Raw genomic sequence first — 19,589 nt, forward strand, 5'->3', positions numbered from 1 at the left:
ATATAGTTATTGTTAATATTCAAACAAATGCTCGTCGATCGGTCGACACTCCGGATTCTGTCACAGTTCAGTTTCCAATACAAATTTCTGTTAGCGACGACGATATTCCGTCGGTGAACTAACGGATTATGAGACAAAAATTACCGGTTCGGCCGTCAGAGCAGATGTTCTGCTGTGCAAACGGCCACCAAAATTAAGTACGACGACTGCGATTACTTCTGTATACACATGGCTTCGAATTTACTCAACCATCAGATTGACGATATACTCGAGTCCGTGCTCGAGGATGCAAGCGGCGACGTGTACATGGTCAACCCGTCGCGAGACGCCATCGAGGAGTTCGTTTCCGTCGCGACCGCGTTCGACGGCGAGCTTCCCGCTGTCCACATGCTCGCCGACGAGCGGACCCTGAAAGACGTGATGGACGACTTCATCATCGCCTCGAACGCCGCCGACCTCATCAGCGAGGGCGCGCTGGCGCTGCGAACGCTCGCCGAAGCGCCCGAGAACTCGCTTCTGGTCACCGGCGAGCGCGTCATCGCCGTCGTTCACGCCGGCGACCGCGTCGGGGGGCTCATCACCGACGACGAGAGCTTCGTCGACGACACCTACGACACCTACGCGGCCCGCTGGGACGACGCCTCTCAGTTCAACCTCCGGACGCCCCCGATCACGGACGTTCGCGAGACCCTCTCCGAGGAGATCAGCCCCGAGGCCGAAGACGACTTCACCGCGATCCTCGACTCGCTCGAGACCGCTCGCGGCGACGGCGACGGCCTCGACGAGGTCACCATCTCGCTTTTGGTCGCGGCCAAAAACGAGGCCCTGCTGTACGACATCAGCAAGTGGGGCGAGGATGTCGGGATCGCCTCCAAGGCGACGTTCAGCCGGACGAAGACCAAACTCGAGGACATGGGCCTGATCGATACCGAGAAGGTCCCGATCGACGTCGGCCGCCCGCGCCTGCGTCTGAAAATCGGCGACGAGCGCCTCAGCGAGGCCGACAACGGCCAGCTCGCGACCGTCGCACAGTCGATCCTCAACTAGAACCGAACTTTTGCTCTGCGGGCGCGGCTTTGCCGCGCCCTCGGCAAAACTTCGATGAAAAGCACTCCTCCTTCCGTTCCGACTCGCGTCGCGAGTCTCCACGTCAGTCGTCGGCCCGCTCGCTCCCTTCGGTCGCTCACGGCTGCGCCGTTCGCGTATCCGAGGCGTCTTTGCCGCCTCGCTTCGCTCGCGGTTGTAACGGGTGACGGCCTGCCCTCCCCCGGGTCGTGCGTCCTCACTTTCGTTCGGACGCACTCCCGGCCACGTGATTCTGCACGTACTTCGGTAGCGAATTGGGGGGTCAAGTCCGGCGGGACGAGTGGTCGGCAGATACATATCCCCCGTGTATGTAGTGTCGTCCCAGTGTAACGATGGGGCCTTGGAAGCTCTATGTCGTCGGACTCGGACTGGGACTGGTCGGAACGCTCGTGACTGTCGTCAGCCTCGTACTGGCCGGGTTCGTGACCAGCAGCGTCATTGGGCTGGGAGCGGCGTTCACCTTCGCGGTCAGTCTCACCAACGTCTCTAGAGCGGATTCGGATCGAGACCATTTGTTGCTCTACCGCGTCGGCAACTGGGCCGGTGCCGTCATCGTGATCGCTATCGGTCTCCTGATGCTCACAGTCGGTATCGTGTCGTTCAGGACGTTCGTGTGACGCTCATCTCGTCATCGGTTGACACAACGTCGTAACGTCCGTTTGGTTCGACTTTCAGTTCAGGCTTGGAACAGACGAACACTCCCGCTGAGCGGACTTCCGTATTCGGCCGGTCGCCGCATGGCGCAAACCCCAAGTCGACGCCGTGAGACGGTTTAAATATGTACGAGGCCGTCCACGCCCATCCCGACGGACAGAGCACGGTCGCCAGATTCGCCAAGACGGCGGCCGACTACGGCTTCGAGGGCGTGGTCGTGCGAAACCATTCGGACGCTCGAGCCGATTACGACCCCGACCGGATCCGTGAGGAGTACGGGGTCGACGTCGTCGAGGGCGTCGAGATCCGGGCCGATGATCGGGAGCAAGCCAGCGGCGCGATCGGGAACTTCCGGACCTCGCAGACGATCGTCGGCATCCACGGCGGGACGGCAGCGCTGAACCGCTTCGCCGTCGAACAGGCGAAAGTCGACGTGCTCGCACACCCGATGGCCGGCGACGGCGACGTCAATCACGTGCTGGTGAAAGCCGCCCTCGAGAACGGCGTCCGCCTCGAGTTCGATCTCTCTACGGTGCTCCGGACGAGCGGCGGCCGCCGAGTTCGCCACATCCAGTCGCTGCGCAAACTCCGGGAGATCGTCACCCACTACGACGCGCCCTACGTCGTGAGCGCAAGACCGACCTCGCACCTCGAGCTACGGGCTCCTCGCGAACTGAAAGCCGTCGGCGAGCAGATCGGCTTTTCGGCGGCGTTCATCGAGGAGGGGCTCGCCGAGTGGGGGCGGCTCGCCGAACGGAATCGCCACGTACAGTCCGAGTCGTTCATTGAGCCGGGGGTCGAACGTGGCAGGTATGAAGAGGACTCTTGAGGAACACGCCGCTCGGTTCGACGAGAAGGCCGGGGAGTACGACGACTCGAAGTCCGACGAGTACCACGCCTGCGCGAACCTCGTCGTCGAACACGCCGCACCCGACGCCGACGATGTCGTCCTCGATCTCGGCACCGGCACGGGCGCGATCGCCCTCGCGCTCGCCCCCGACGCGGGCCGCGTCGTCGGCCGCGACATCAGCGAGGGAATGCTCGCGGAGGCCGAACGGAAGGCCGCCGAGGCAGGCCTCGAGAACCTCGAGTTCGGCGACGGGACGTTCCGGGAGCCCGGCTACGACGGTCCGGTCGATATCGTCACCTCGAACTTCGCCCTGCACCACCTCTCGGACGCCGAAAAACGCGAGGCGATCGCGGTCATCGCCGATCTCGAGCCCCGCAAATTCGTCCTCGGGGACGTGATGTTCTTCGGCGAACCGAACCCCGACGAGCCGTTCTACTCGCCCGAGGTCGACGACCCGGCGACCGTCGGGGCGCTTGCCGACGCTTTCACCGACGCGGGCTTCTCGTTGACGGCCGTCGAGCGCGTCCACGATCAGGTCGGCGTGTTGGTCGCGGAGCGAAGTCCGACCGAGACCGCGTCCGACGAGGAGTGAGATGAAACACCTCCCGAAACACCTCCGGCCGCGCTGGCGATATCTCGCCGTGGCACTCGAGACGTGGCCCGACGAACGGATCGGTCGCCGGTCGTTCCAGCGCGAACTCTGGTACGCGGGCCAGAACCTGCTGGGCGATCCGGGGAGCGCCGACGCCGACCTGACCGTCATGCGGTTTTCCTTCGGCGACGGCACCGGCGAAGCGATCGTCAGAGCCCGCCGCGGCGAGACCGAGCCCGCCCGTGCGGCGCTGGCCTGCATCGACGAGATCGACGGCGCTCCCGTCGGCCTGCGGGTCCGCGGTATCAGTGGCACGATCCGTGCCGCTGAAGAAAACTATTTAGGACGCCGCGGGCAAGATTCGGGAGAGAGAAACGTCGTGTTCGGGAACGAGGAGCGAGTCGCCGTCCTCCGGGACCGCGTAGGGGACGTCCGACTCGATGAGGCGTTCGCGGGCGCGACAGACCTCGATTACGATTTAGCGTGATACTATGCAGGGACAAGCCCAACAGCAGGCGTACGACCGTGGCATCACGATCTTCTCGCCCGACGGCCGACTCTACCAGGTCGAATACGCTCGCGAGGCGGTCAAGCGAGGCACGGCCAGTATCGGCGTTCGAACGAGCGACGGCGTCGTTCTCGCCGTCGATAAACGAGTCCCCTCCCCGCTGCTCGAGGACTCGAGCGTCGAGAAGATTCACAAGGCCGACGACCACGTCGGCATCGCTAGCGCGGGCCACGTCGCCGACGCCCGCCAGCTGATCGACTTCGCGCGCCGACAGACGCAGGTCAACCAGCTGCGCTACGGCGAGCCGATCGGCGTCGAGACGCTCACGAAGGAGGTCACCGACCACATCCAGCAGTACACCCAGGTCGGCGGTGCCCGCCCGTTCGGCGTCGCGCTGATCGTCGGCGGCATCGACAACGGCGAACCGCGCCTCTTCGAGACCGACCCCTCGGGCACGCCCTACGAGTGGAAGGCCCTCGCCGTCGGTGCCGACCGCGGCGAACTCCAGAACTATCTCGAGGAGAATTACGACGAGGAGGCCGATCTGGACGGCGGCATCCAGCTCGCACTCGACGCGCTCGCGTCGGTCAACGACGGCTCCCTGCTCCCCAGCGAAGTGGGGCTGGCGACGGTCGACGTCGAGACCGAGAGCTTCGAGCAGTTCGACCACGACCGGATCGAGTCCCACCTCGAGGAGAACGATCTCCTCGACACCGGTGAGGACGAAGACAGCGACGAGTAATCGAGCCGACGCCGCTCCGAACTGCGTTTTTCCGCCCGCTACCGACGCCGCTCGAGCGGCCGGTCCGTCCGTCGAACCGACCGCCGCCGATTCGCCGCGGTCGTCCGGCCGTCCTCTCCCTCACCGCGGTCGCCGCCCTATCGGGCCGTCGGTCGGGAAACACTCTTTAAATTGGCGAGGGTACCGTCTGGTATGATTTCGCTAGACGAGGCAGTGACGGCGCGACTCGAGTCACACGGGGCGCGCTTCGAGGTGCTCGTAGACCCGGACGCGGCGCTTGCGATCAAACGCGACGAGTTCGACGGCGATCTAGAGGACGTAATCGCCGCCGAGGACGTCTTCGAGGACGCCTCGCGTGGCGATCGGCCGGCGGAAAACGACCTCGAGACGGTTTTCGACACGACCGAGCCCCTCGAGATCATCCCGGAAGTGATCAAGCAAGGAGAGATCCAGATCACGGCCGATCAGCGCCGCGAGATGCAAGAACAGAAGCGCAGGCAGCTGGTCGATACGATCACGCGAAACGCGGTCAACCCGCAGATGGACAACGCGCCCCATCCGCCAGAGCGGATCGAGAACGCCTTAGAGGAGGCCGGCTTCACCGTCGACCCGATGGAGCCGGTCCAGCAGCAGGTCGACGATGCTCTGGACGCCTTGCGCCCGGTGATCCCGATCCGGTTCGAGGAGGTCACCGTCGCCGTCAACATTCCGGCCGAGTACGCCGGTAGCGCGCAGTCACAGGTCCGTCAGTTCGGCGATCTCGAGCGCGAAGAGTGGCAAAACGACGGCTCGTGGATCGGCGTGTTGACGTTCCCCGCGGGGCTGCAAAACGAGTTCTACGACGTGGTCAACGAACACTCCAGCGGCGAGGCCGAAACGGAGATCATCAAAGACAAAGACGACCTGAAGACGCGGTAGCGGACCGCTCAAACGGCCGACTCGGCCGCGACTATCCCCGCTTGAAGCCGATCAGGAAGCCGCCGGTAAAGCCCGCGCCGATCGACAGCGTCGAGAGGATCGACTGCAGCCAGTGGACGTCGACGTTCTGAGCGTGCTCTTGGGTCTTCAGGAGACCGGCCGAGAGCCGGTTCCAGTCCACGGTGATGATGCCCTGTGACTCGAGATAGCGAAAGACCATCAATTGGACGCCGACCAGAATCGCGACGAGTTTCGCGATCTTCTTCGCAGCGAACCCCATGACCCCGCCGATGGCTGCGCCGCCACCGAATTCGAGGCCGAGCGCCGTCGGATCGATATCTATCATTATCCGTTCCCATTCGAGTCGGTTCCTATGACTGTTGTGGTCAACGGGATGGATCGGCGACGGGCTCCCGGCGAGCGGGTGAGTCGACCGTTCGACGGCGCGGACCGCCCGCGTGGGAACCGAACGAGGGCGTCGGGCACGGGATTGAAGACGGTCGGCCGCGTACGGGCGACTATGAGTCACGGGCGTTCAACGGAGGTGTCCGACCGGCATCGTTAGCGTGTCCGGGTTCGCGCGGCGGCGTCTACACCGTCGCGACCGGTTCGGGCGCGCGGCCGGTCGCGGGACCGACGAGCCGCGGCACTCCGAGGTGCGCGACCGACCACGCCCGGGAGACACACAGCCACCTGCATGAACACGATCATCGCCAAACGCGTCGATTCGGGGACGGCAGACACGAGCGAGGTTCGCGATCTGGCCCGCGCGGCGGGATACACCGTCGTCGGCGAGGTCACGCAGTCCAGACGGGCCGATCCGGCCCTCCAGATCGGCGAGGGGAAAGCCGAGGAACTGGCCGCGCTCGTGGCGGAGACCGACGCCACGACCGTCATCTTCGACAACCGACTGGGCCCGTATCAGACGTACAACCTCGGCCAACTCCTGCCCGAGGGCGTCGAGGTCATCGACCGATTCACGCTGATTCTCGAGATCTTCGGCCAGCGCGCCCAGACCCGCAAGGCACAGCTGCAGGTCGAACTTGCCGAACTCCGGTACGAACTTCCGCGCGCCGAGGCGAAGACGAGCCTCGCAAAGCGCGAGGAACACCCCGGCTTCATGGGGCTGGGCGAGTACGACGAGAGCCGCGAGCGGGACATCAAAGACCAGATCAGCCGGATCAAAGACGAACTCGAGCGGATCGAGCAGACCGAGCAGCACCGCCGAGAACGCCGTCGCGATTCGGGCTTCGATCTGGTCGCGCTCGCGGGCTACACCAACGCGGGGAAATCGACCCTGCTGCGCCGGCTGGCCGCCGACCTCGAGGTCGACGAGAACGAGGACCTCCACCCCGATCTGGACGCGACGGCCGAGTCCCAGGATAAGCTGTTCACGACGCTGGGGACGACGACCCGACGCGCCGACCTCGAGCCGCGGGACGTGCTGGTGACCGACACTGTCGGGTTCATCAGCGACCTGCCTCACTGGCTGGTCGAGTCGTTCAAGTCGACGCTCGACTCCGTCTATCGGGCCGACCTCGTCTTGCTCGTCGTCGACATCAGCGAACCCGTCGACGAGATCCACGAGAAGCTCGTGACCTGCCACGACACCCTCTACGAGCGCAACGAGGCCCCGATCGTGACCGTCCTGAACAAGATCGACAAGGTCGACGACGCGGAGCTCGCCGAGAAGCGCGAGGCCCTCTCCTCGCTCGCGCCGAACCCGGTCACCGTCAGCGCGAAGGAGGGATTCAACGTGGGCGGACTCCTCGAGCGTATCGATCGGGAGCTCCCCGATTGGGAGCGCGAACGGCTGATGCTTCCGATGACCGACGACACGATGAGCGTCGTCTCGTGGCTCCACGATAACGCACACGTCGAGAACGTCGACTACAGCGACGAGGACGTCGTCGTCTCTTTCGAGGCCCGGCCCGCGGTGGTCTCGCAGGCCCGCTCGCGCGCGAGCGATCTGCGCACGACCGCGGCGGAGTCCGCGTAGTCGCCGTCCGCGCGGCTTACCCTTCTACGTCGCCGGACTGGCCGCGATCCACGGCCTGCTGATCGGGCGTCCGAAGCTTCTCGAAGTACCGATAGAGTGGGAAGATCAGATCCTCTGCCAGGTCCCTGACGCCCGTTTCGCTGGCGTAGACGATCACGGGAACGTCGGCGTCCTCCGCGAGATCGATGACGCGATCCGGCGTGCTGCCGAGGATCCACTGGCGGAGCCGCCGCGTTCGCGACGCGCCCATGACGAGGATGCCTCCGTTCTCGGCGGCGGTCGTCACGAGCCCCTCGGCGACCGAATCCGCGGTGACGTTGTGGACTTCCACCGATCCCGCCGCCGGGAGGGCCTTCAGCGTCTCGCCGGGGTCTTCGGCGGTCCCGCTCCCGGTGGGTCTGACATTGATGACGTGGATCGACGAGCCGCCGGCCGCCAGTTCGTTGATGAACGGCAACAGCGCCGCGTGATGGGGACCGCCGCCGGCGCCGACGTTGACCGTGGTGGGGACCCCGGTCTTCCGTCCCACGAATCCCTTCGAAAACAGCACGTCACACGGCGCGTCGAACTCGACGCGCTGGGTGATCTCGGGGCTCTCTTCAGGGTAGCCCATCAGGATCAGATCGACCCGATCCTCTCTGGCCGTTTGGACGATGCTGAATCCGACGTCGCGCGAGATGTGTCCCTCGACGGTGTAATCGATCTCGAGGTCGGCGGCGGCGAGTTCGTCGCCGATTCGGGCGGCACGATCTTCGGCGGTGTCGACGACCATCTCGCTCGGCGTCTGATCGGGGATCTGCGTGACGGTGACGACCTGCACGATCGGGTCGTCCGCGTACAGGTTTCCGATCGTCGCGGCCAACCGGACGTGCGTGGGGGAGCGATCCGGCCGGTAGACGGGGACGAGAATACGGAAGCGGTCCGTCTCGACCGTCGCCGCCGCTTCGCTCGCGGCTTCGATCGGCTGGGCGTCGGCAGCTGATCCGCCCCCGCTGGCGGCCGATTGTGCCGCCATTTCGTCCGGTGAGTACGGCGAGACGATCCGTTCGAACAACTCTTCGGTCTCCGGTGCGCCGCCCCAGACCAGATACGCGCCGATCAGTGCAGTGATCAGGAGCGTCCCGACTATAACCCCGATGAGCGGCAGGCTCGTGATGAGCCCCAGATTCGCCGCGATTCCGATGAGTGGCAACAAGGGCACCAGCGGGATTTTGAGCGGGCGATCCATGTCGGGGAAGCGCCGCCTCGAGACGATGAGCGCGACGTTGACCACCGACAGCGGCGCGAGCAGGTTGAACGTCGCGAAGCCGGTCAGAGCCTCGAGCCCCAGTCCGATGCCGGCGATCCCACCCTCGGCGGGAAAGAGCATGATGAAGGCGACGATGAGAGCGACGATGGTTCCGGTGACGGCCATGACGCTCCAGAAGGGCGTGCCGAAGGAGGGATGGATGCGGGAGAACCGCCGCGGTGCTTGGCCCTGTCGCCCCATCAGCGAGCCGATGCTGCTGGCCGCGAGGACGCTCGCGTTCGACGCGCTGATCATGCTGAAGATCGCCCCCGCGACGATCAGCGCCATCCCGATGCTGCCCAGGAAGGCGTTCGCGACGCTGCCCATCGCGGTCTCGCCTTCCTCCGCGATGACCTCGGCCGGGATCGGCGCGTTGACCATCGCGATGATGACGAACGCGTAGAGGATCGTGACGGTGATGATACTCGCGGCAATGGCGCGGGGAACCGTCTTCCGCGGTTCGATGATCTCGCCGGCGCTGGCCGCGATCGCGGAGAAGCCGAAGAACGTGATGAACGCGAGCGCGGCGATGGAGATTATGCCGCCGATGTCGGTCGAGATTTCGGCCGTGAACGTGCCGATCGTCGCCGCCGGTGCTTTGTAGGCAAAGGCCCCGCCGATGAACGCGATGAGGACGGCGACTTTCGCGCCGCTGACGACGACCTGAAATGTCCCGCTCTCTTCGGTCCCTTGTGCGTTGAGCGCTCCCAACAGCAGAGCCGCCAGCACGCCGACCGAGCCGTGTGGAACCGGCCACCCGTGGGGAATCACGAACTCGAGGAACCACTCGTCCATCGTCGCGAGGTAGAACGCGGTCGTCCCGGTGTAACCCAGAAAGAGCGACGCACCGACGGCGTACTCGAGGAGGTCGCGATCGAAAGTCCGCGAACTGAATAGATAGCCGCCACCGTTCTCGGAGTAGATAGAGGCGAATTCGGAGTAGGATGCCGCCGTGATCCCTGCGATGAGCGCCGCGATGACGAACGCGAGCACCGCGCTGCTCCCGATGGCCGCAACCGCGGTCCCGGACAACGAAAAAATCCCGGCTGCGATCATCGTCCCCAGCCCCAGCGCGAATGCCACCCAAAAACCCAGCGTACGGGTGTGCTCAACCATAGGCACCGTTCGAGGAGCAGTCGGGTAAACGTTAATATCGAAGACGCAACCCGAATGGGTATCCCGTGACCGTGCCGGACGTCGACTGGCCATCCAGCGGAGCCGAGACCGGCCGCGTCGGTTCCTTCTCCCAACCCCATGTTATAAACGGGAGTCTCGAGTCCGGTAGGATATGGAACGTGTTGCAATCATCGGCGCCTCGATGACCCAGTTCGGGCAACGCGAGGGAGAGTGGGTGATGGATCTCCTCGCTGAGGCCGGAATCGAGTGTCTCGAGGACGCGGGTGTCGATGCCGAGACCGTCGAGCACCTGTACGTCTCGAATATGGCCAGCGGCGAGTTCGAAGGACAGACCGGCGTGCCCAACGCGTTGGCACACGACCTGAACGCGATGCCCGCCTATACCCAACGCATCGACCAGACGAGTTCCAGCGGCGGTGCGGGCATCTTCGCCGCCTGGCAGTCGGTCGCGAGCGGAGCGAGCGACATGACGCTGCTCGTCGGCGGCGAGAAGATGACCCACAAGACGACCGGCGAGGCTACCGACGTCATCGCGTCGCTGGCCCACCCCGTCGAGTACAAGACCGGCGTCACGCTGCCCTCGTTCGCCGGACTCACCGCCCGCCACTATCTGGAGCGATTCGACGCGCCCCGCGAGAGCTTAGCGAAGGTCGCGGTCAAGAACCACAAGAACGGCGTCGACAATCCGAACGCGCAGTTCCGGAAGGAGATCGACATGGAAACGGCGCTGGAGTCGCCGATCGTCGCCGATCCGCTGCGGCTGTACGACTTCTGTCCGATCACGGACGGCTCCGCGGCGCTCATGCTCTGCCCCGAGTCCGTCGCCGCAGAGTACACAGACGAGTACGTCGTCATCTCGGGGATCGACGGCGCGACAGACACCCACGTCGTCCACGAGCGCGAGGATCCGACCGTCATGGGCGGCGTCGTCGAGAGCGGGAAGGGCGCTTACGAGATGAGCGGCTTGGGTCCCGAGGACATCGACGTGGCCGAACTCCACGACATGTTCACTATCCTCGAGTTCCTGCAGATGGAGGGGCTGGGCTTCGCCGAGCAGGGCGAGGCCTGGAAGCTCGTCGAGGAGGGATACACCGAGCGCGACACCGGCGACCTGCCGATCAACACGTCGGGCGGGCTTAAATCGAAAGGGCATCCCCTCGGCGCGAGCGGCGTCGCACAGGGCGTCGAGATCTACGAACAGCTCGTCGGCGAGGCCGGCCCGCGACAGGTCGACGCCGAGACGGGGCTGTGCTGTAACGTCGGCGGCTTCGGCAACTGCGTGATCACCACCATCATGGAGGCTGCACAATGAGCATGGACGCGACGCGATACGAGGACGGTTCGATCAGTTACCCCGGTCACCCGCGCGGCCCCAACGGCGCGGAGCCGGTCGAGACGATCGATCTCAGTGAGTACACCGCCGAGGTCGTCACCTGGACGACCAGCACCGCGACGCCGCCCGGCGTCCGCGAACCCAACACGCTCGCGATCGTCGAGTTCGACGTAGATGGCGAGTCGGTTCGCGCGATCGGACAAGTGACGACCGACGACGTCGAAACCGGCGACGAGGTCGAACCCGTCCACGTCGAGGAACTCCGCGAACCCGGTGCCGGCATTCGCGAACCCGAGAGCCAGGAGTGGGACGGCTACCGGTTCGAACCGGTTTAGGAGCCTTCGTCTTCCTCACCGCCGTTTTCGGACCCGTCAGCGGCGGTACCACCATCGCTATCGTCCGCGTTCGTATCGTCGGCGGCCGTGTCACCGCTCGCGCTCGAGCCGTCTCCCTCGCCCTCGTCGGCCCCGTAGCGATCCCGCAGCGTCTCGAGTTCGGCGTCGACGTCGACGGCCGAGTCGCGACCGTCGTCTTCCGCCTCACGCTCTGCGTCCCCGCTGTGCTCGACATCGCCCAGCGGTCCGTCGTCGATGTCGATCGTGACGCCCCCCTCGGACCCCGTTCGGTCCGTGTCCGCCGTCTCGGTCTCCCGGTCGGCGGCGTCCCGAAGCCGGCGATCCACGTCGTCCCGGAGCCTGCGGGCGTCCTCGAGTAAGTCACGCGCCTGCTCGTCGGCGGGGAGGCCGCCTTCCGAGGTGGCCCGCTGGAGCTCCGCCAGTACGCTGTCGAGCTGCGAGAGCGTCGTTCGCCGAAGCTCGCTCGCCCGCTCGCTCGTCGCTTCGGCGGCCGCCGTCGTGCGGTCTCTGGCCTCTCGTCCGCCGCGGACGACTCGGAGGCTTTGCTGGAACGCCTCGAGCGCGCGGACGCTGGCCTCGAGGACGGCCAGCGTCGCCGGAAGCGCGACTTCGTCGGTGAACCGAAGCACCTCCCGCGGCGTTGGCGGTCGGAGCGGCGGCCGGCGGCGCGGGCGCGACTCCGCGAGTTCCGCTCGCAGGTCGTCGATCGTTCGCGTGAGTTCGCGAACGGCGTCGGCGAGTTCGTCGTCGTGGTCGGCCATACGCGAGCTACGGCCGCCGGGATGAAAAGCCGGCCGATCGTGTCAGTCGCGTCGCTCGAGCCTCGAGTTCTATTCCAGAGGGTCGCAAGCCACAATTTTTATTGTAGCACCGCGAGTTCAGGTAAACGGAATGGATGACGAGCGTGAGAGCCTCGTGCCAGATGGTGCGGTGTTCGCACGAACGCTCGGGACGCTCAAGCGCGACGGCAGTAACATTTTGCTCGTCGGCTCGGTGCCGACGGACGTCCACGAAACCGCCTGCCAGCAGATGCTAGGTTCGACGGAACGACACTCCCGGTATCGACTGTTCGTGACGGATTCGGACGACCGGGCGGCGTGCAGCGCGACCGGGGACGCCGCGTCCGAACGGGTTCGCACCATCGAGTACTCGGCTACCGAGACGGAGCCGGCCGAGAATCTGGCAGCCGCTGGCAGCCAGCCGTCGCCCGCAGCGCTCGGAATCAGGATCGTCGAAACGATCGACCAGTTCGCCGAGACCGCCGGCGGATTCGAACCGTCGGAGCTTCGCGTCTGCGTCGACTCGCTGGTCCCGCTTCTCGAGGACTACGACGCCGAGACCGTGTTTCGCTTGCTGCACATAGCGACGGCGCGCGTCGGCAAGGCCCGCGGTATGGGTCACTACCACGTCCCACTCGAGCCGGACCACGAGGCGGTCAGCCTTCTCGAGCCGATGTTCGATGCGGTCGTCACGGTTCGGTCGCGTAACGGGACCGCCGAACAGCAGTGGTACCTCCGCGAAGCGGACACCGAATCCGACTGGCTCGAGCTGTGAGCAACACCGCCGCGCCAGGTATAAGAAACGGAATATATCGTCGGCCGTGATTCTAGTTCCGAGGTGAACGAGCCCGATAGACCGCAGCGTTAGTCCGTCTGCTGTCGATGTGCCTCCAGTGATATCGGTGTTACGGCACAAGGTCTATATATCGAACGAACTATCGGTTTACAGAGTCGCATACATGGTCGAAGCCACCACTGAGCTTCTCGGCGGAGCCGCTGTTACCGTTTTCCTCGCACTCCTCTTCTTCGGCGTCGTGGTCCTCTGGGACGTTGCCCTCGCCCTGCGTAGCGTCGGCGACAAGATCGACAAACTCGAGGACAACATCGACGACGACCTGACGGACATCGCCCACAGTCTGGACGGCATGTCCAACGCCGGCGGCGGTGGAACGCAGCTCCATCTGAACGGTGGCGGAACGATCAGTTCCGGTCCGGGTGCGAACCAGCCCCAGCAGCCCCAACAGCCCGGTCACGGACAGGGCGGGGCCACGCAGCAGGCCACAGCGGGAGGGGCCACGGCCGCCGGCGGCGTCGGTCCCCAACACCAGCCCCAGTCCCAACACCACGAGCAGGGGCCCCGAGCCGCTCGACGAGAGCGAGACGAGGGCGACACGACCGACGGCCGCGAGCCCGACCAGTCGGCGGAGCCGGACGACGCAGCTGCCAAAGCGGACGACGAAGCTCCGCAATCGGCGGCCGATACCGCCGCCGAAGACGACCCTGAGAGCTCGAGCGATCGGGCGGACGATGCGACGCCCGCCGCCGAGGACGAGGGCGAAGACGAACCGCCTCATCCGCGGGCCGAAGCCAGCCGCGGCCGATTTATCACGTCACCCGATCGAACGGCCTGGTACGCCACCCCGCTGGACCGGGCGGCCATCGACGCGGCGCGGCCGGTCATCGCCGGCGAACTCCCCGCCGGGGATGACGACGAAGTCGACGAGTCCGAGGTTATCGCGGCGGGACCGGTCGGCTCGAGCGAGACGGTTCCGGACGATGCGGCGGGAGTGGACGACGCGGCCGACACGACAGAGAGCGACCCGTCCGACACGGCTGCCGACACCGACGCCGAGTCCTCGCGGTCGGCCGATCCGAGCGACGAATCAGATGCGGCGGACGATGCGGACTCGAGTGACGAATCGACGGCGGCGACCGTCGACAGTGCGGACGCGGAGAGGGCCGACGATGCGGATGTGGAACGCAGCGACGATGCGGACACGGCGTCCGACATCGACGATGGCGCAGAGGGCGGGAGCGAAGACGACAGTGACGAACCCGGCGACGACACCCTCGAGATCGACGACGGCGACGAGATCCCGACATCGGCCGACGAGATCGACGTGCTGTCGTTCGAGGAGGACGACGCTACGGATTCGGACGACGGGGGCGACGACGCCGACGACTCGGCCAGCGGGACGGCAGACGAACCGGCCGACGACGCCGAGTCCACTACGGCGAGCGGCGCGGGCCGATCCGACGTTCCCGACCTCGTCGACGAACCGACCGAACCGGAGCCGACCGACGGGCCGTTCGCCTCGACTGAGACCGATGTCGTCGAGGCGGACGTGACCGACGACGTCCCCCCGGACGCCGACGACGCCCCGCCAGCGGACCCCCTCTCAGAGTTCGCGTTCGACGAGGCCGAGGCGTTCGACCCCGAGGAGGACGTGACCGTCGAGGAGGCCGTCGACACCATGAACGAGGACGCGCCGGCCCCGGAACTCTCGAGCCACCGGTTCGACGTGACGGCGACGGAGACCGACGACGGCGGCGCGACCCTGACGTTCGAGTTCGACACCGAGACGGTCGACATCACCGGCTCGACGAAGCGGCTCCTCCAGTACCAGATGCAGAGCTTCGCCGACCGGGAGTCGACGCCGGCCGGGGACGTGACCATCGGCCGAGATCGGATCGTGATCGAGATCTTCGACTCGGACGGGACGGCGGTCCAGCAGTGGGGCGAAGCGGCGGTCAGCATCATCGACCGGACGCTGTACCTCTCGGACAACAGTAGCTGACCGACGCGCCGCGCTCGCGCTACCGCTGCCTCTCTATCGCACGTTTTACCGCGCTCGAGCGAACGCGCGCCGCAGCACGGTCAACAGCACGTACGTCTCGTATTTCTGCGTGCGACAGTGCGCGCAAGGTTCCATCTCGGCGACGAGCGCGTCGATCGCGTCGCCGTGCTCGTCGGTCAGCGTCTCGAGGAGCGCCTCGACTTTGGGGGTAGCTGCTTCGACGAGTTCCTCGAGGTCGTCGTCGCCGCTCTCGGGGAGCGTATACGAGAGGAGCATCGTCGTCGCGCCGTAGTACTTCGTGGTCCCGCCCCGCCCCTCCTCGTAGCGGACCACGTCGACGAGTCCCGCGTCCCGGAGCGTGTTGATGTGGTGTCGGATCGTGTTCTCCGTCCGGTCGAAGCCGCGGCTCGTGAGTTCGGCGTCCACGTCGCCGGCGGTCATCGGTTCGTCGGCGAGCATGTCGAGGATCATCGCCCGCACCGGCTCGTCGACCGCGCTCGAGACGTCGGCGTCCTGAATCGCGATGTCCTGTAGCTGGATCTCCGGGTGCGACTCGTGCATACGCTCATTCGGCGCTCGAGGCCCGAAAGCTGTTGTCCCGTTCCCGTTCGCCGGGGCTGCGCGGTCGAAGCCCTAGACGACTCGTCTCACCGGTCAGACGATCGCTCTCACCACTCAAACATATCATCTGAAAAATGCTTTTGGGAACAGGGTGCCAACGATGAACTGTCCCATGAGCCAGACCACTCAGTTCCGCGTGCTGGACTTCGACTGCCCGACGTGTGCGAGCGTCGTCGAACGGGCGCTCGAGTCGACCGAGGGCGTCGAGTCGGCCGCGGTCCACTACACGACCGGTCGCGTCGAGATCACCTACGACGAGAACGCAGCCGAGCCGGCGACGCTCGAGCGGACGATCGAGAACCAGGGCTACACCCCCCAGCCCGCCTGAACCGAGGCCAAGAGGATCACCATGACACTCGACCGGCTGCCGCCCGACTGGCGTCGCTACTACGCGAAACACCGCAAGGCCGTCGTCACGGCGGTCACGGGGCTGCTCTACGTCGTCGGCTGGAGCCTCGGCTTCCTCGCCGACGCCGCCCTCGCGAGCGCCGCCGTCCTCGTCCTCGCGACGATCGTCGGCGGCTACGACATCGCCAAGCGCGGCTACTACGAACTGCGGAGTCGAACCCTCGGCATCAAGACGCTCGTGACGCTGGCCGCCGTCGGCGCGATCGGCATCGGCGCGTACTGGGAGGCCGCGGCCGTGGTCTTCCTCTTCAGCCTCGGGAGCTATCTCGAGGGGCGGACGATGCGCAAGACGCGCTCGGCGCTTCAGGAGTTGCTCGAGCTGACGCCGGATACAGCGATCGTTCGCCGCGACGGCGAACTGGTCGACGTTCCCGCCCGCGAGGTCGAGGTCGGCGAGATCGTCCTCGTCAAGCCGGGCGGGAAGATCCCCGTCGACGGCGAGGTCGTCGACGGCGAAAGCGCCGTGGATCAGGCTCCAGTCACCGGCGAGAGCGCGCCGGTCCACAAGGCCGACGGTGACGAGGTCTACGCCGGGACCATCAACCAGGACGGCGCGCTCGAGGTCCGGACGACCGGCGCGGGATCGGACACGACCCTCCAGCGGATCATTCGGCGGGTCGAGGAGGCCCAGGAGGCCCAGTCGCCGACCGAGAGCCTCATCGACCGGTTCGCGACGTACTACACGCCCGCGATCCTCGCGCTGTCGATCGGGGCGTTCGCGGTCACGCGCGACGCCATGCTGGCGCTGACGCTGCTGGTGATCGGCTGTCCCGGCGCACTGGTCATCGGGCCGCCCGTCAGCATCGTCTCGGCGATTGGCAACGCCGCGCGCAACGGCATCCTGCTGAAAGGCGGCGAACACCTCGAGACAGCGGGGAAGATCGATCTCGTCGCCTTCGACAAGACCGGGACGCTGACGAGAGGCGAGACGACCGTCGCCGACGTGGCGGGTTTCGGGGTCGAGGCCGACGAGGTCCTCCGGCTGGCGGCGGTCGCCGAGAAGAAGAGCGAACACCACCTCGCGAGCGCCGTCCTCGAGGCGGCCGCCGAGCGCGACGTCGCAGGCGGTCGCGTCGAGACCGACGGCGGCGCGGCCGTCGAAGCGACGCGTCCCGGCGGGGAGACGGCGATCACGGACCCCGACGCGTTCGATGTCGTCCCCGGAAAAGGCGTCGTCGCCAGCCACGACGGCCGCGAGATCGTCGTCGGCAACCGCGCGCTCCTCGCTGACGAGGGGATCGCCGTTCCCGACGAGGTCGCCGACTACGTCCGCGAGCGCGAAGCGGGCGGCGAGACGGCCGTCCACGTCGTCCGTGACGGAACGGTCGTCGGCGCGGTCGCGCTCCGCGACGAACTCCGCGAAGCCGCGCCCGAAGTCGTCCGGTCGCTGCAGGACGCCGGCGTCCGGACGGTGATGCTCACCGGCGACAACAAGCGGACCGCCCGCACCGTCGCCGAAGAGATCGGTATCGACGAGTATCGGGCCGCATTGCTCCCGGAGGACAAGCAGGCGGCGATCGAGGCGTTCCGCGAGGCGGGCCACGTCGTGGCGATGGTCGGCGACGGCATCAACGACGCGCCGTCGCTGGCGACCGCCGACGTTGGCATCGCGATGGGTGCCGCGGGAACCGACACGGCGATCGAGACCGCCGACATGGCGCTGATGGCCGACGAACTGACGCGGATCCCCGACGCGATCGCCCTGAGCAAGGCGACCCGATGGAACGTGTACGAGAACGTCGCCATCGCCGTGCTGACCGTTGGCCTCCTACTCGCGGCCGTTCTCGGCAGCGTCGTTCACCTCGCCGGCGGGATGCTCGTCCACGAGGGCAGCGTGCTCCTCGTCATCGTCAACGGAATGCGCCTGCTGCGGTACTGACTCGTCTCACGACGAACTATTACCCACTCGAGCTACGAACCTATGTCAACAGAATCCACTCCGACCGACGCACAGCAAATCGAAACGAACTGGGCCCTCTCCTACGATATCGATCCGATCCGAATTCGCGATCCGGTCGCCGAGGCGCTGGCCGTCCTCGAGCCGGGCGACCCCTTCGTCGTCGGCTACGAGGACGTGGTCACGGTCGCGGGCCACTCGTGTCCGACCGCGGCGGGCGCGTACCGCATTGCCCAGCTGGGGCTCGAGGCGCTGTATCCCGACTCGCTCCCCGTTCGCAGCGAGATCGAGGTACTGGCAGCCGGTCCGCGGGACGACCCCGGCTACGGCATCACCGGCCGACTCGTCTCGGTCGTCACCGGCGCGGCGGGCGTCGACGGCTTCGGCGGGCTGGCCGGTGGTTTCGGCGGTCGGCAGGGTCTGCTCTCGTTCGACGCCTTTCAGACCGACGCCGTCGGCCCGACGTTCCGCCTGCGCCGCACGGATACGAACGAGACGGTCGAGGTGACCTACCGCGTCGCCGACGTGCCCGACGGCGGGCCCGCGGTCGGGCATCTCGGCGACCTCGTCCAGGGGACCGCGAGCGACGACCAGCGAGCGGCGTTCGCCGAAGCGTGGCACGGCCGCGTCCGGGCCGTTCTCGAGGACGATAGCCTCTTCTCGGTCGCGTCGCTCGAGGATTAATCGCGACTACCCTGTATACGAGCCGCGTCTCGCGACCGCGCCGTTCGCGGACCGGCCGCGGACGCATCCCGACCCACACGTTTTTACTCACCCCGTGCCCCTTCATCGGTAATGCGAATCGAGAACAGCTTCATTCCCGTCCGCGGGGTCGGGGAAGCCACCGAACGACGCCTCTGGGAGAACGGCGTTACCCACTGGGAGGAGTTCGACGGCAGTGTCGTCGGCTCGACGCTGGCCGACCGGATCGAGACCTTCATCGACGAGGGTTGGACCCACTTGGAGCGGGGTGACGTCTCCGTCTTCGCGGAGGCGCTGCCGGCCGCGAGCCGCTGGCGGTGCTACGAGAACGTGAGCGACGAGGCCTGCTTTCTGGACATCGAGACGACCGGCCTGAGCGCCGATAGAAACGACGTGACGACCGTTTCCCTCCACCGCGGCGGCGAGACCAAGACGTTCGTGAAAGACCGCGATCTGACGGGCGATCGGCTCGCGCGCGAACTCGAGGAGTCGGCCCTGCTGGTCACGTTCAACGGGCAGCGCTTCGACGTGCCCTTCCTCGAGACGTGCTTCGACCTCGAGGTGGACCTGCCACACGTCGACCTCATGTACCCCTGCAAGAAGATCGGCCTCGACGGCGGCCTGAAGGCGATCGAACGCGATCTGGGTATCGATCGCGACATGCCCGACATCAGCGGCCGCGACGCGGTCCGCCTCTGGCACGAGTACGAGGCCGGCGACGACGCGGCCCTCGAGACGCTCGTCGAGTACAACCGCGCCGACACTCGCAACATGGAACCGCTGATGGAGATCGTCACGGATCGGCTCCACGAAGATGTCTTCGCGTCCGTGACTGCCGGCGAGTAATCCTGTTTCGGGTCGGCTGAGCGGAGCGCGATCGATCGACGATGCCGGTGCCGACGAGCAGGTATTTACGCTGGC

The 19,589-nt window shown here is 66.3% G+C and carries 20 protein-coding genes; 16 read left to right on the plus strand and 4 right to left on the minus strand.

The genetic code is table 11. From position 1 onward, the window contains the following. Positions 1-228 precede the first annotated feature (228 nt). The 7 genes from tbsP (at position 229) to NKH51_RS03650 (ending at position 5,350) form a co-directional block, all read left to right on the plus strand. Positions 229-1,047: a transcriptional regulator TbsP gene (gene tbsP, locus NKH51_RS03620; RefSeq protein ID WP_254763889.1), complete on the plus strand. Its 819-nt coding sequence runs from the start codon at positions 229-231 to the stop codon at positions 1,045-1,047. Between the two features lie 371 nt (positions 1,048-1,418). Then, positions 1,419-1,703, plus strand: coding sequence for a hypothetical protein (locus NKH51_RS03625; RefSeq protein ID WP_254763890.1), 285 nt, complete (start codon positions 1,419-1,421; stop codon positions 1,701-1,703). Between the two features lie 161 nt (positions 1,704-1,864). Beyond that, entirely contained in the window at positions 1,865-2,569 is a 705-nt protein-coding gene (locus NKH51_RS03630; RefSeq protein WP_254763891.1) for an RNase P subunit p30 family protein, read from the plus strand. Continuing rightward, positions 2,553-3,182, plus strand: a complete 630-nt coding sequence (locus NKH51_RS03635; RefSeq protein WP_254763892.1) for a class I SAM-dependent methyltransferase — start codon at positions 2,553-2,555, stop codon at positions 3,180-3,182. The genes NKH51_RS03630 and NKH51_RS03635 overlap by 17 nt, the downstream gene beginning before the upstream one ends. A 1-nt stretch (position 3,183) precedes the next feature. Then, positions 3,184-3,669 carry an Rpp14/Pop5 family protein gene (locus NKH51_RS03640; protein WP_254763893.1) on the plus strand — a complete coding sequence of 162 codons (486 nt, stop codon included), beginning with the start codon at positions 3,184-3,186 and terminating at the stop codon, positions 3,667-3,669. A gap of 4 nt (positions 3,670-3,673) precedes the next feature. After that, a complete protein-coding gene (psmA, locus tag NKH51_RS03645; RefSeq protein WP_254763894.1) occupies positions 3,674-4,432 on the plus strand; it encodes an archaeal proteasome endopeptidase complex subunit alpha in 759 nt (252 codons plus the stop codon). Between the two features lie 192 nt (positions 4,433-4,624). Further along, on the plus strand, positions 4,625-5,350 hold the full coding sequence (locus NKH51_RS03650) for a ribosome assembly factor SBDS (protein ID WP_254763895.1): 726 nt from the start codon (positions 4,625-4,627) through the stop codon (positions 5,348-5,350). A 31-nt stretch (positions 5,351-5,381) separates the two neighbouring features. Here NKH51_RS03650 and NKH51_RS03655 read toward each other — a convergent pair whose 3' ends face one another. After that, on the minus strand, positions 5,382-5,696 hold the full coding sequence (locus NKH51_RS03655; RefSeq protein WP_254763896.1) for an FUN14 domain-containing protein: 315 nt from the start codon (positions 5,694-5,696) through the stop codon (positions 5,382-5,384). A gap of 351 nt (positions 5,697-6,047) precedes the next feature. Between NKH51_RS03655 and hflX the strand changes: the two genes are divergently transcribed. Beyond that, positions 6,048-7,349 (plus strand): GTPase HflX, encoded by a 1,302-nt coding sequence (hflX, locus tag NKH51_RS03660; protein ID WP_254763897.1) that lies wholly within the window; start codon positions 6,048-6,050, stop codon positions 7,347-7,349. 16 nt (positions 7,350-7,365) lie between these two features. Here hflX and NKH51_RS03665 read toward each other — a convergent pair whose 3' ends face one another. Further along, positions 7,366-9,753 (minus strand): amino acid permease, encoded by a 2,388-nt coding sequence (locus NKH51_RS03665; protein ID WP_254763898.1) that lies wholly within the window; start codon positions 9,751-9,753, stop codon positions 7,366-7,368. A gap of 172 nt (positions 9,754-9,925) precedes the next feature. Here NKH51_RS03665 and NKH51_RS03670 point away from each other — a divergent pair, with 172 nt between their 5' ends. Continuing rightward, a complete protein-coding gene (locus NKH51_RS03670) occupies positions 9,926-11,086 on the plus strand; it encodes a thiolase family protein (protein ID WP_254763899.1) in 1,161 nt (386 codons plus the stop codon). Then, positions 11,083-11,442, plus strand: a complete 360-nt coding sequence (locus tag NKH51_RS03675; RefSeq protein ID WP_254763900.1) for an OB-fold domain-containing protein — start codon at positions 11,083-11,085, stop codon at positions 11,440-11,442. Before NKH51_RS03670 ends, NKH51_RS03675 begins: the two co-directional genes overlap by 4 nt. On the opposite strand, the gene NKH51_RS03680 is transcribed toward NKH51_RS03675, so the two are convergent. After that, positions 11,439-12,224, minus strand: a complete 786-nt coding sequence (locus NKH51_RS03680; RefSeq protein WP_254763901.1) for a DUF7547 family protein — start codon at positions 12,222-12,224, stop codon at positions 11,439-11,441. The genes NKH51_RS03675 and NKH51_RS03680 overlap by 4 nt on opposite strands. A gap of 130 nt (positions 12,225-12,354) precedes the next feature. Between NKH51_RS03680 and NKH51_RS03685 the strand changes: the two genes are divergently transcribed. Together NKH51_RS03685 and NKH51_RS03690 are read left to right on the plus strand one after the other, a co-directional pair. Beyond that, entirely contained in the window at positions 12,355-13,017 is a 663-nt protein-coding gene (locus tag NKH51_RS03685; protein ID WP_254763902.1) for a DUF7504 family protein, read from the plus strand. Positions 13,018-13,201: 184 nt separating this feature from the next. Beyond that, positions 13,202-15,040: an AAA family ATPase gene (locus tag NKH51_RS03690; protein ID WP_254763903.1), complete on the plus strand. Its 1,839-nt coding sequence runs from the start codon at positions 13,202-13,204 to the stop codon at positions 15,038-15,040. A gap of 45 nt (positions 15,041-15,085) precedes the next feature. Here the strand turns inward: NKH51_RS03690 and NKH51_RS03695 are convergent, their stop codons facing one another. Continuing rightward, positions 15,086-15,601 carry an ArsR/SmtB family transcription factor gene (locus tag NKH51_RS03695; protein ID WP_254763904.1) on the minus strand — a complete coding sequence of 172 codons (516 nt, stop codon included), beginning with the start codon at positions 15,599-15,601 and terminating at the stop codon, positions 15,086-15,088. Between the two features lie 172 nt (positions 15,602-15,773). On the opposite strand from NKH51_RS03695, the gene NKH51_RS03700 reads away from it, so the two are divergent. The 4 genes from NKH51_RS03700 (at position 15,774) to NKH51_RS03715 (ending at position 19,514) form a co-directional block, all read left to right on the plus strand. Further along, entirely contained in the window at positions 15,774-15,989 is a 216-nt protein-coding gene (locus NKH51_RS03700) for a heavy-metal-associated domain-containing protein (protein ID WP_254763905.1), read from the plus strand. A 21-nt stretch (positions 15,990-16,010) separates the two neighbouring features. Continuing rightward, a complete protein-coding gene (locus tag NKH51_RS03705) occupies positions 16,011-17,948 on the plus strand; it encodes a heavy metal translocating P-type ATPase (RefSeq protein ID WP_254763906.1) in 1,938 nt (645 codons plus the stop codon). 42 nt (positions 17,949-17,990) lie between these two features. Continuing rightward, positions 17,991-18,650 (plus strand): hypothetical protein, encoded by a 660-nt coding sequence (locus tag NKH51_RS03710; RefSeq protein ID WP_254763907.1) that lies wholly within the window; start codon positions 17,991-17,993, stop codon positions 18,648-18,650. 111 nt (positions 18,651-18,761) lie between these two features. After that, the gene (locus NKH51_RS03715) at positions 18,762-19,514 is read left to right on the plus strand and encodes a ribonuclease H-like domain-containing protein (RefSeq protein WP_254763908.1); all 753 of its coding nucleotides are present in this window, start codon (positions 18,762-18,764) and stop codon (positions 19,512-19,514) included. The last annotated feature ends 75 nt before the right edge of the window (positions 19,515-19,589 follow it).

Source organism: Natrinema marinum, assembly GCF_024296685.1.
GTDB classification, from domain to species: domain Archaea; phylum Halobacteriota; class Halobacteria; order Halobacteriales; family Natrialbaceae; genus Natrinema; species Natrinema marinum.

Coding starts and splice junctions, on each gene's coding strand:
- tbsP (WP_254763889.1), top strand. CDS start 229: ATGGCTTCGAATTTACTCAACCATCAGATTGACGATATACTCGAGTCC.
- NKH51_RS03625 (WP_254763890.1), top strand. CDS start 1,419: ATGGGGCCTTGGAAGCTCTATGTCGTCGGACTCGGACTGGGACTGGTC.
- NKH51_RS03630 (WP_254763891.1), top strand. CDS start 1,865: ATGTACGAGGCCGTCCACGCCCATCCCGACGGACAGAGCACGGTCGCC.
- NKH51_RS03635 (WP_254763892.1), top strand. CDS start 2,553: ATGAAGAGGACTCTTGAGGAACACGCCGCTCGGTTCGACGAGAAGGCC.
- NKH51_RS03640 (WP_254763893.1), top strand. CDS start 3,184: ATGAAACACCTCCCGAAACACCTCCGGCCGCGCTGGCGATATCTCGCC.
- psmA (WP_254763894.1), top strand. CDS start 3,674: ATGCAGGGACAAGCCCAACAGCAGGCGTACGACCGTGGCATCACGATC.
- NKH51_RS03650 (WP_254763895.1), top strand. CDS start 4,625: ATGATTTCGCTAGACGAGGCAGTGACGGCGCGACTCGAGTCACACGGG.
- NKH51_RS03655 (WP_254763896.1), bottom strand. CDS start 5,696: ATGATAGATATCGATCCGACGGCGCTCGGCCTCGAATTCGGTGGCGGC.
- hflX (WP_254763897.1), top strand. CDS start 6,048: ATGAACACGATCATCGCCAAACGCGTCGATTCGGGGACGGCAGACACG.
- NKH51_RS03665 (WP_254763898.1), bottom strand. CDS start 9,753: ATGGTTGAGCACACCCGTACGCTGGGTTTTTGGGTGGCATTCGCGCTG.
- NKH51_RS03670 (WP_254763899.1), top strand. CDS start 9,926: ATGGAACGTGTTGCAATCATCGGCGCCTCGATGACCCAGTTCGGGCAA.
- NKH51_RS03675 (WP_254763900.1), top strand. CDS start 11,083: ATGAGCATGGACGCGACGCGATACGAGGACGGTTCGATCAGTTACCCC.
- NKH51_RS03680 (WP_254763901.1), bottom strand. CDS start 12,224: ATGGCCGACCACGACGACGAACTCGCCGACGCCGTTCGCGAACTCACG.
- NKH51_RS03685 (WP_254763902.1), top strand. CDS start 12,355: ATGGATGACGAGCGTGAGAGCCTCGTGCCAGATGGTGCGGTGTTCGCA.
- NKH51_RS03690 (WP_254763903.1), top strand. CDS start 13,202: ATGGTCGAAGCCACCACTGAGCTTCTCGGCGGAGCCGCTGTTACCGTT.
- NKH51_RS03695 (WP_254763904.1), bottom strand. CDS start 15,601: ATGCACGAGTCGCACCCGGAGATCCAGCTACAGGACATCGCGATTCAG.
- NKH51_RS03700 (WP_254763905.1), top strand. CDS start 15,774: ATGAGCCAGACCACTCAGTTCCGCGTGCTGGACTTCGACTGCCCGACG.
- NKH51_RS03705 (WP_254763906.1), top strand. CDS start 16,011: ATGACACTCGACCGGCTGCCGCCCGACTGGCGTCGCTACTACGCGAAA.
- NKH51_RS03710 (WP_254763907.1), top strand. CDS start 17,991: ATGTCAACAGAATCCACTCCGACCGACGCACAGCAAATCGAAACGAAC.
- NKH51_RS03715 (WP_254763908.1), top strand. CDS start 18,762: ATGCGAATCGAGAACAGCTTCATTCCCGTCCGCGGGGTCGGGGAAGCC.